The sequence below is a fragment of the Cellvibrio mixtus subsp. mixtus J3-8 genome (genome assembly GCF_000766945.1).
Lineage (GTDB): Bacteria > Pseudomonadota > Gammaproteobacteria > Pseudomonadales > Cellvibrionaceae > Cellvibrio > Cellvibrio mixtus_A.
On the sequence record NZ_KN266208.1, the window covers coordinates 353,113 to 363,618 of the forward strand.

General features: G+C 46.2%; 8 protein-coding genes. 3 read left to right on the forward strand and 5 right to left on the reverse strand.

The genetic code is table 11. The features are described 5' to 3' along the window. The first annotated feature begins 68 nt into the window (after window positions 1–68). The 3 genes from A596_RS12095 (at window position 69) to ychF (ending at window position 4,534) form a co-directional block, all read left to right on the forward strand. The gene (locus A596_RS12095; protein WP_039915033.1) at window positions 69–1,355 is read left to right on the forward strand and encodes an acyltransferase family protein; all 1,287 of its coding nucleotides are present in this window, start codon (window positions 69–71) and stop codon (window positions 1,353–1,355) included. After that, the gene (locus A596_RS12100; RefSeq protein WP_039915035.1) at window positions 1,345–3,315 is read left to right on the forward strand and encodes an NPCBM/NEW2 domain-containing protein; all 1,971 of its coding nucleotides are present in this window, start codon (window positions 1,345–1,347) and stop codon (window positions 3,313–3,315) included. The genes A596_RS12095 and A596_RS12100 overlap by 11 nt, the downstream gene beginning before the upstream one ends. A gap of 127 nt (window positions 3,316–3,442) precedes the next feature. Continuing rightward, on the forward strand, window positions 3,443–4,534 hold the full coding sequence (gene ychF / locus A596_RS12105; RefSeq protein WP_039915037.1) for a redox-regulated ATPase YchF: 1,092 nt from the start codon (window positions 3,443–3,445) through the stop codon (window positions 4,532–4,534). Between the two features lie 206 nt (window positions 4,535–4,740). Here the strand turns inward: ychF and A596_RS12110 are convergent, their stop codons facing one another. The 5 genes from A596_RS12110 to A596_RS12130 all read right to left on the reverse strand — a co-directional run bounded on the left by A596_RS12110 (window position 4,741) and on the right by A596_RS12130 (window position 10,431). Beyond that, a complete protein-coding gene (locus A596_RS12110; protein ID WP_039915038.1) occupies window positions 4,741–5,199 on the reverse strand; it encodes a hypothetical protein in 459 nt (152 codons plus the stop codon). Between the two features lie 484 nt (window positions 5,200–5,683). After that, window positions 5,684–5,983, reverse strand: a complete 300-nt coding sequence (locus tag A596_RS12115; RefSeq protein ID WP_039915040.1) for a transposase — start codon at window positions 5,981–5,983, stop codon at window positions 5,684–5,686. Between the two features lie 285 nt (window positions 5,984–6,268). After that, on the reverse strand, window positions 6,269–6,652 hold the full coding sequence (locus A596_RS12120) for a hypothetical protein (RefSeq protein WP_160280133.1): 384 nt from the start codon (window positions 6,650–6,652) through the stop codon (window positions 6,269–6,271). Beyond that, window positions 6,639–7,142: a hypothetical protein gene (locus A596_RS12125; protein WP_039915042.1), complete on the reverse strand. Its 504-nt coding sequence runs from the start codon at window positions 7,140–7,142 to the stop codon at window positions 6,639–6,641. The genes A596_RS12120 and A596_RS12125 overlap by 14 nt, the downstream gene beginning before the upstream one ends. After that, entirely contained in the window at window positions 7,093–10,431 is a 3,339-nt protein-coding gene (locus tag A596_RS12130) for a transglutaminase-like domain-containing protein (protein WP_084128277.1), read from the reverse strand. The genes A596_RS12125 and A596_RS12130 overlap by 50 nt, the downstream gene beginning before the upstream one ends. Window positions 10,432–10,506: the final 75 nt, after the last annotated feature.

The window sequence follows — 10,506 nt, forward strand, 5'->3', positions numbered from 1 at the left end:
CAAGGCACTCCCCCTTACAATAATAAAATCGACCGCAGGAAATGCTGCCTTGCCCAGGACGGCCCACCATGTCTTTACTTACACTTAACGGTATTTTGCCGCCGCTGCTTATTGCGGTGATTGCTTTGGCATCGGCATATTTTCTGGTTCGCGATACCTCTGCGAATGACAAGCACGAGTTTGTCAGCCTGGACGGTATGCGCGGCTTCCTCGCACTGATGGTGTTTATCCATCACAGCGTATTTTGGTTTAATTACAGCCACAACCAGGGCTGGCACGGCAACCCATCAACACTTTATGACAGCTTTGGCCGCGCCAGCATCGCCCTGTTTTTTATGCTGAGCGGTTTTTTATTCACCTACAAATTATTGGAAGCACGCCATAAAGAAATCGATTGGCCACGCTTGTTTTGCGGGCGGGTGATGCGCCTTACGCCGGTGTACTTGTTATTGATCGTCGCAATGCTGGTCATCATTGCAATCCGCTCCAACTTCACCCAGTACGAAGATACCTGGCAATTACTGGCCAATATTTCCAGCTGGGTTTTATTCAGTATCCCGGGCGATCCGGAAATCAACGCCATGCCCGGCACATTGCAGATTTCTGCCGGCGCCATCTGGACGCTTCCCTACGAATGGTATTTTTATGGTTGCTTGCCATTACTCGCGGCCGTGTTAGGCAGTAAAAGCAAAGCCCATAGCGGTATCTGGCTGGCAATCGGCACAGTCTTTGTGATCACCTATTTCTGGTGGGGATTGGATACCAAATTATTGTGGGGTTTTGTCGTCGGTGGTGCAGCTGCCGGCCTGGTTCGCTCGCCACTACGCGCACATTTTTCCGGCAAGAATATCAATTGGGTTGTAGCCGCCGGGTTTGTGATTGCCTACAGCTGTTTCGATGACGGCTACTATTACACACGCTTGATGTTGCTCGGCTTTTGCTTTACCTGCGTGGCTTGTGGTGCCAACTTATTTGGCTTGCTCGATTGCCGCCCTGCCCGCGCACTCAGCGCCATCAGTTATGGTATTTATCTGCTGCATGGCCTGGTGCTCTACTGCACGTTCACCTTTGTACTGGGCAAGGATACGGCTTTTGCGTTAACCGAACCCCAGCATGTTTTGTTGATGTTCGCGCTCACTCCCGTCATCGTCGCCCTATCCAGCGCTGCCTGGCATTGGATTGAGTGGCCGGCAATTCGCGCCACGCCGCGCATTGCGAACTGGCTCAACCAAATCTACAACCCGCGCAAGCCGCAAACACCACCGCCGGTCCCGCTTACTGTGTTGCTGGATCCGGTAGAGCACACACCATCGCAACAGCAACAACATCGCGCAGGAGGCCGCCATGATCATTAATCACCTCCGCACAGCCCCTGTACTTTGGCTTCTCTTTATCGTTGCCGCACTTTTACGGGTTTTATGGCTGAGCGATTTCCCCGGCGGCCTCAACCAGGATGAAGCCTCCTCCGGTTACGATGCCTGGGCATTACTGACCGGCGGGATTGATCGCCATGGTGTCAGCTGGCCGGTACATTTCATCGCCTGGGGCAGCGGTCAAAACGCGCTCTACGCTTACCTTGCGATGCCGTTTATCGCTATTGGGGGATTGAATGTAACCTCTTTGCGAATGGCAGCTGCTGTTTTGGGAATCATTGGATTGTGGATTTTCTGGCGCCTCGGCAAATGCCATGATCGCCAGATGGAAATCTGGGCGCTGCTGATTATAGCCACCAGCCCCTGGCATTTTATGGCGTCGCGCTGGGCGCTCGAATCCAACGCAGCCCCACCGATGGTACTGATTGCGGTTTATTGCTTTGTGCGCGCAAAAGACGATATTCGCTGGCTGGTACTGGGCTCCGGCATGCTCGCCAGCGCGGTTTACGCCTACGGCACCGCTTACTTTTTTGCACCGCTTTTTATGTTGTGCGCATGGAGTTTGATTTTTAGCGAGCACAAAATTCCGCTGAAATGGTTGTCGCTCAGTGCGCTGACGGCATTTATCGTCGCCCTGCCGATAATGGTATTTATCCTTAATAACAGCATGGGTACCGGCCATATCGAATTCGGCCCATTAAGTATTCCCAAATACCCAAGCGAGGCCCGCTACAGCGGAATGTTCCTGCCGCTGGCCGATAACGGCTGGAGCGAGATTCCCAAAAATGCGCGTGAAGTGATGCGCATGCTGCTTGCCAGCCAGGACGATGGACTCCCCTGGAATGCAACCCCGACCTGGGGACCGCAGATGTGGATTCTCACCCCTTTCCTGTTGTTGGGGATTGGCTTTGCCCTGCGCGAAAAAAGCCTTACTGATCGCCTGATGCTGGCCTGGCTGCTGTGCGCCCTGCTCACCGCTATTTGTACCTCCGCCAATATCAACCGCATCAATCTGATCTGGATTCCATCACTCTGGCTCGCCGCGCGCGGCTTCTGGTTGTTCAGCAGCTATCAACTCTGGAATCGCATCGCCCAAACCGGAATGCTGCTGTTGGGATGTTTTTTTGTGCTGCACTATTTCACTTCATGGCACGAGAAAATCACTGAGAATTTCTTCCCCGGCTTTGGCGAGTCCTTGCAAGCGATTATTGCAAAAGCCCCAGCGAACGAACCGCTCATCGTGACCAGCCACAGCGTCTACACCAATGCGCTGTTCTACGCCCAACCTGACCCCCATGAATATGTGAAAACCGCAGTAATTCCCGACCCGACATCACCGTTCGCCAACGTTGACAGCTTTGGTCGCATCACCTTCGGGATCAACGCAGACCGCATCATCAACCGCAATTACTGGGTCGCCCATAAATCCGAACTGCATCAGTTCTCGCCATTAGGTTTTGATATCCAGACGTTCGGTTTCTACGCCGCTATTACCCGCAAACCACAAGACGTACAAGCTTGCTACCGTCCGCTGGAATTGTTCCGCTTTACCGGCAAGCAGGATCACGGCGTGCTCAGCATCAACAATGAAGTCGGCGCTTACCAAGGCGGCTTGCCGATTGCGGATCAAAACTTCTATTCTGGATTAGGCGTTCACGGCGACAGCCAATGGACTATGGACATGAGCCCCGCCGATGAAATCCTTGAAATTGGTATGGGGCTCTCCTCCAGCTCCAACTGTTCTGACGGGATGAAATTCAAAATCCTGCTGGATGGCAAACCGGTATTTAACTCGGGCCGCATGCGCCCGGGCGATCTACAGTTCACCAAAGTCCCGCTTAACGGCGCCGCTAAACTAACCCTCGCCACAGAAGCAGGCTACAACAACCGTTGCGATCATGGCCTCTGGTTGGCGCCCAGCATTAAACGCTGCGCCCCCTAAATGCAGAATCGCGGGGCAAGGATCGCCCCGTCCGCAACCAAACCGGCTATAATGCCGCCCTTTTTCGGGCAGCCTCGCGCCGCCCCCGTTTTTGTCCTCGGCACCAATCACTCAAAGAGACACCACCATGGGTTTTAACTGCGGCATCGTCGGCCTGCCCAACGTCGGCAAATCAACACTGTTCAATGCATTGACCAACGCCGGTATCAGCGCGGAAAACTTCCCTTTCTGCACTATTGAACCCAACGCCGGTATTGTGACCGTTCCCGATCCGCGCCAGGACAAACTCGCCGAAATCGTAAAACCCGAGCGCGTCATCGCCACTACCATGGAATTTATCGACATCGCCGGAATCGTCGCCGGTGCCTCCAAAGGTGAAGGCCTCGGCAATAAATTCCTCGCCAACATCCGCGAGACCGACGCCATCGCCCACGTTGTACGCTGCTTCGATGACGACAACGTTATCCACGTCGCCAACGGTGTTAACCCGGCCGCCGATATTGAAGTTATCAACACCGAACTCGCACTTGCCGATCTCGAAGCGGTAGACAAAGCGATCAACCGCTACACCAAATCCGCCAAAGGCGGCGATAAACACGCCATCGCGATCAAAGCGCTACTGGAAAAAATCCAGCCGCACTTGAACGAAGCAAAACCACTGCGCTCGTTCCCACTGGATAAAGACGAAATTGCACTGCTCAAAGAAATTAATTTGCTCACCCTCAAACCCACCATGTACATCGCCAACGTGGCTGAAGATGGTTTTGAAAATAATCCACACCTGGATGTCGTGCGCAAAATCGCAGCCGAAGAAAAATCCATCGTAGTGCCAATTTGCAACAAACTCGAAGCCGACATTGCTGAACTTGAAGGCGACGACAAAAAAGAATTCCTCGATGAAATGGGCATGGAAGAACCAGGCCTCAATCGTGTAATTCGCGCTGGCTACCAATTGCTGGGTTTGCAAACCTATTTCACCGCCGGTGTAAAAGAAGTTCGCGCCTGGACTATACCCGTAGGCGCAACAGCGCCACAAGCTGCCGGTGTAATCCACACCGATTTCGAAAAAGGTTTTATTCGCGCCGAAACCATCGCCTACGACGACTTCGTCCAATACAAAGGTGAGCAAGGCGCGAAGAATGCGGGAAAATCACGTAAGGAAGGCAAGGAATACGTTGTACAAGATGGCGATGTAATGCACTTTCTGTTTAACGTCTAATCCATATATAGCATTTCGCTAGATTTCCCAAGATTTCAAAAACTGCTCAAAAAATTAATTAAGCCACTGATTTAGTGGCTTAATTACTTGTGTCCACTCTCCCGATGAGGCGTAATCGCTAGTGCTACTCGTAACTATATCCAGTTTTGGGGTAGCTAGTTACAGCTCGTTTCCAGTCAAGTTTTAATAAAATTCACCCTACTGTACTATTTTCTATCGAATAAATAATCGGTTGAAATTGAGCAATCCAGTATAGAAAGCTCTTTAATTAAATCGCTACAAATAAAGGAGCCTGTAGGACTTGTATCAGATCTGGCTTCGTATATTACGATCAACCACATTTCGAGTGAATTACTCACGAAATCAACAAGAAATTTGTTCAGGCAACCATTATCTCTGACATATTGAATTAAAAATTCATTCTCATAATTTACCTCATGAAATATTTCGTAATTTATGATCGAATCTTTTGAGAAAAATTTTTTCTTTGTTTGCCAATAAGCAACATTTCCTTGTTGAATTGCTTTAATGGGAGAACGTGGTTTAGGATCTTTCGATTTAGGAAAAAATACATCTCCCTCTGGCAATCCAACTTGAGATGAAAATTTTTCTACATCAAAGTTGCTACCGAAAACCTGCAAATAGCAACAAACCAAGTTAGGCATTTTATTTCCACCTTTCAGTTGTCACTTCCCATAGTGCGTTCATTTGACCACATTGTTTAACTCTGAAAAATGCAACCAGCGGCGAAATAAACAGCTTACCGGTTCACAGCACCAACGCACTAATTCAGAGCACGATAGGTATAAAATTAGGATGCGCAACATCTTACTTATCACAACCTGTTCAATTTCATGGCCATCGACCTTTTTAGGGATCGAGGGAAATTTATCTTCATCTTTCTCAGTGAAACCTGATTAAGGGTTGAGAAATAGCCACAAAAATACTGTATTGCCATTTTCCGGCTATCCATGCTGCTTTTGGATTCTGCAAAAAGCGCAATCATTCGCAACTCAATACATGCTTTCCTGGTATTTGTCACTGGCGGATTGGCAAGCCATTCATAGTATTGGGTATGGCCCACTTTTAATAACCGGCACAGTAACTTTACCGAGTAACGTGAAGAGTGCTTGCGAACAAAAGCAAACCTTACTTCATGTGTTTCGCAAAGTAGCTGTTGGCTTTTTTTAAAATGTCATTCTCCACTTCCAGCTCGCGTATCCGTTTTTCAAGATCACGGAGCTGCTTTTGCTCGGGCGTCATTCCGGCTTTACCTTGGTAATCGTTGAAAGGTTGGGCGTCGTGCTCCTTCAGCCACCGGCGTAATATATTGTGATTGAGATCAAGATGCGCGGCGGCTTGGCTGATGCTGAAGCCCTGTTTCCGAACCAGGGCTATCGCTTCCAATTTGTATTCCGGTGTATAGCTTTTTCGGGTTTGCTTTGTCATAGAACACCTTTTAAGTTTTACGGTATTATCCGCTTAACTTAATGTTCGGTCTAATTAGACCACTTCAGCAGCTCGAATGTAGCGCGCAAACATAAATGCTGTCGCCGCCGGAGCAACAACAACTAGTCGTGAGCGAAAACAACATGATTGCGGATAAGTAAATCTACATTTATGAATGTCGGGTTTTCTTTAGAAAAACAGCTTTTTATGGAAATTTTTTATATCAAAGTCGCGTCCAAAAACTTGCAGGCAGCAACAAGGTAAAATTAGATATTTTATTACCATTTACATGTGCTGATCGCTCAACACTAGCTTATTATCACAATAAAAAAAGGTACAATTTTGATGTTGAATTATATCTGACTTTAATTTCAACAGAAGCATCAAGTCATAATATGTTGCTCCCACTAAAGCAGGAGCATATATAAAAATTTTTGTGCCAATTGATTTTTTTACTTCTTCCCATGAATACTCAGAATTAAATTCAATTAATTTTGAGTAAACCTCATTCCAGTGACCAGGAAAGGCTTTAATGTATTCTTCGACAATTTTTACACTCACAGGATTCGGTGAGTTATTCTGTTCCCTAATTGTTATATCAGCATCAAAAGTAACGCCTGAAATGGAGTTAATTTTGTAATTCAAAAACCATTTGTCAGTCTTTTTCACAACCAGAATCACTTTTTCCGGCATGTGGTTCAATCCCATAAATTGAGATGTTTAATTGGAATCCGTTATCGGATATTTTTTTTAAGACTATACTTGGCAACATATTATATTGCCATCCTTCAGTTCCGCTGTTGTAACCAATATCAATAACTTTTTTGTTGCACTCTTCAATAATTTTTTTACTATCATTTGATAAACGCTCCAAGTCATCAAAAAATATATTGATAATTTTATGAGGTTCTGCATCCGAATCTGAAATAGAGTACTCAAAATTCAAATGATGATGATTTTCTACCTTTTCATTGAACAAAACTTCGATTTTTTCAGCTAGTTCATTTATTAGAGAGGAAAAATCTTTTAAAGAACTCAATTCGAAATCTACATTTATAAAATGGGGTTTCATATGTCGACCTTTAAAAATCACCTGGATTGCTTCAACTTTAATTTGGTTTACACGCAAACGGTTCCGGCGTGCAGTGGCGATAACCATGGCCAGGGCCATACACATCATTTACATACTGTCCTGCTTTATTCTTAGCATTCAGGTATGTTTGGTGCTTATCTGAACCACAAGCAGATCCGTAAGATAGCCCAATAATCCCCTTTAACGGATCAGTAGTTTTATAAACCTGGCATTTAAGATCACAAACCCATTTGCTTCTTGAGGCCGCACTAGCACTAGCTGAAGCCGAACCGAGTATCGCTGCGATTAAATAACGAAGCACCATAGGAATAGCTACAGCACCGGCACCGCCAGTCAACAAAACTCCCAGAGCAACCGCTGCAATAACAACGAGTGCAAATAAAGCAATTTCCTTGATTTCCTCTTGATAACACTGAATGACATTGGATATGAGCGATAGCGTTACCGACATACCAACCATGACCATATTAACTGCGACAGATGATCCGACATTTTGATATTGCGACCACCCAAGTCTCTTTGAAATATCGCTTTCAATTGTCTCGCTACCATTTCCTCCACCTGAAATCATATAAGCGCCTGCACCAGTATTCGGGTCAATCAGCGTGTATCCTTCACCAATCCAGCCATTAAAGTTGATGCGATTCTCATGTGTGGTAGCGATCTTTCCTTCATTCACCGCATTGCGAATATCGTTTTCTGCTTCAACACCTAAATTAATTCGACTCAATGCAAGATTTAGGTTTGCATTGTTTATTGTCCAGATTTTCTGGCCTTGTTGTGACGCGATTGTTAATGCTTTTACGGCGGAGATGCCTTGCGCCTTTTCGGTTGTAGATGAAAACATCTGTTCAGGCACATGGTGCTCCATTGCACTCATTCTAGACCCTGCGTTTTGACTGAACGCGATAGACTCATTCTTATCATTTGTTTTGCTAATGCGGTGCTGTTTCATGTGATCAATATCCATACTCAGACCACTGAAGCTCACATTGCGTGGTAGACCAAACCAATACTGAGTTTGCATATTTGTACTAAATGTACCGTAGCTAGGTAAACGATAACTAATGATATTTGAACTCTGCGCAGCAATCTGGTCTTGCAAATCGTTTAACACAAAATAATTGAGTACTGTTCCATAGAGCAAATCCCCCACCAAGTTATGTTTGGTGAGTAAACCTAATTGCACACTATCAGCACTGTCTAATTTAAGTTTGGTAACTTCAAGCTGTTGTCTTAGACGTGCAGCTTGTTCAGGATTTATACCCTGTAGATTTAAGCCAATAGCTCTGTAACTACCAGCAGTCGGATGATTGATACTTGTTTCCCAACCTTCCTTCGGACTCCATAAACCCATTTCTTCATATAACTCCCCCCCCATTTTTCCGGCAGCACCGAATTTGATGGTTTCACCGTTGATAGTGAATTCTGCCGTTAGATTAATTAGATAACCGGGTAATGTTTTAGAAAGCTTAGCAGGATCAGTTGAGCCATCGGCTTCAGGTGCAGGTAAACGGCTGGCAATGATATCCTCATCTGCTTTTGTTGCTGGCTTAAAACTCAGCGCGATAGTTTTACCCGCAAGTTTTGCAGTAGGTTCTTCAATAGAAATAAATTCATCACCAGGGTAACCATAACTTTCCGTAGCTAATGTGTATTTAAATTTATGGCGAAGATTATTAGGTACTTCGTTAAAAGTTTGACTGGTAATTATACGGTTGTAGGGCAAACCTGCTGCTAGCGGACGCGCAGGCAAAACTTTAATTTGCTGCAAACCTAAAACATCACTCACCGTAGAATTAGGATTCTGGTTTTCAATGTAAGTTTTTAATTGATTTTGAAATTGCGTTAACTGCGCTTCGATATCTGCCTGTGGCACATTTTGAACCCAACCTTCTGCATCATTCACAATCGATTTGGTTTGAATGGTATTAGCCAGTGCTTCTGCATCAAACGGCACCTGATCTTTCAGATTCATGCCGTCGGTGAAATCGTATTGTTTAAAGCTGGCATCCATTGGAATCCAGCTATCACCCGCCAGCTCTTTCATACCGCGACTGGGGAAATAATCCACATAGGCTTCAACCCAAACGTGCTCCAGTTTGAAAGTGGTGATCTTTCCGCCTTCCACACGGCCAATCGTTGGAACACCTCCCATACCGAGGATAGCTTGGGCCGCTTCCGGGGTTTTCGCATCGCCAACCCAGTTCATGACTTTAGTGGCAGGAATCTCTACCGTACCGTAAGCGTAACGCGCTGGAATTTCAGCTGCACGGAGTAAGGCAATTAATAAACTCGCGGTATCAATGGCGTTACCTTGTTTAGTTTCCAGCGTGTGTTGTGCCCCTTGAATCGATCCGTAGCTGGGAATAAAACGGATATTGTTGTGAACCCAGGTATAAATTTCGATGCTGCTGTTATGCAATTGTGCCGCTAATGTTTTAATTTCTGGTGTTAACTGGATTTCAATATTTTCAGTTAATGCGGCTTGCAGTTCTGCGTTAGCGGCATTTGCCATGGCCTGTGCGACCAGGGTCGGATCGGTATCACCCGCTTGTGCGAGTTGTGCGTATTTAGCGTAAGGATTTAAACCCAGCGTTGCTTGTAAATCCTGCGGGTTATCCACGGGTTCACGTACCGTTTCATCTGGCGCTTTCCATGGCAGGCTTTCCGGTGTGGCAGGAGTATGCGTGGGTTTAAATTGTTCCTGTTCAAGTGTTTCGTTTAATTGCTCTAGCGCTTGTTCTTGCGCACTGGCCGATTGAGCCGTCACCAATGCAGCAAGTTGTTGCCTGGTTTGCGCATAACGGCTTTTGATGTGATCCAGCGCTTGCGTATGACGTTCTTTAATTAATTTTTTTACATCGTCACTGAGCGCATTGCCAACTGCTGCGGCCTCTTGCTCGAATTGTGTTGCTTCCGTTTCAAATGCAGTAATCGCTTCTTGATAAGCAGTATCAATACTGGTGCTCAGGGTTTGTAATTCAGCCAGTTCTTCACTGGTGATTGGCCCATCGCCAAATACACTGGCGAAGGCACTTTGGAACCAGTTTTGATCTGCTTCGCGCTGTTCAATCGCTTGCGGTAATTCCAGTACGATTTTATCGCGCAGTTTTGCCAGGCGATTACTGAGTTTTTTCTCCGGCGTGGTTTCTATCGCCGCTTCCAACGCAGCTTCGCGTTGGTCTTCCTTATTGATTTCGTTGGCAACTGCCGCCGCTGCCGGGTTGGCGTAAAACACAAAGGTAAAAAAGAATAATGTTAATGCAGCGATTGCCCGTGCAAATAAACCGCCACGAAAGCTGTCCATGGTGATGCTGTTGGTTCCCGAGTTTATGGGATGTCCTTGTTTCATAATGTTTTACCTTTGGTCTTACTCAATACAAATTTAAATTGAAAAAGGAGTGATAACCGGCTCTGTGACAGAGCC

What these genes read in the sequence shown, in the direction of transcription:
- A596_RS12110 (WP_039915038.1), bottom strand. Translation starts at nt 5,199, where the DNA reads ATGCCTAACTTGGTTTGTTGCTATTTGCAGGTTTTCGGTAGCAACTTT.
- A596_RS12130 (WP_084128277.1), bottom strand. Translation starts at nt 10,431, where the DNA reads ATGAAACAAGGACATCCCATAAACTCGGGAACCAACAGCATCACCATG.
- A596_RS12125 (WP_039915042.1), bottom strand. Translation starts at nt 7,142, where the DNA reads ATGGTTATCGCCACTGCACGCCGGAACCGTTTGCGTGTAAACCAAATT.
- A596_RS12100 (WP_039915035.1), top strand. Translation starts at nt 1,345, where the DNA reads ATGATCATTAATCACCTCCGCACAGCCCCTGTACTTTGGCTTCTCTTT.
- A596_RS12095 (WP_039915033.1), top strand. Translation starts at nt 69, where the DNA reads ATGTCTTTACTTACACTTAACGGTATTTTGCCGCCGCTGCTTATTGCG.
- ychF (WP_039915037.1), top strand. Translation starts at nt 3,443, where the DNA reads ATGGGTTTTAACTGCGGCATCGTCGGCCTGCCCAACGTCGGCAAATCA.
- A596_RS12115 (WP_039915040.1), bottom strand. Translation starts at nt 5,983, where the DNA reads ATGACAAAGCAAACCCGAAAAAGCTATACACCGGAATACAAATTGGAA.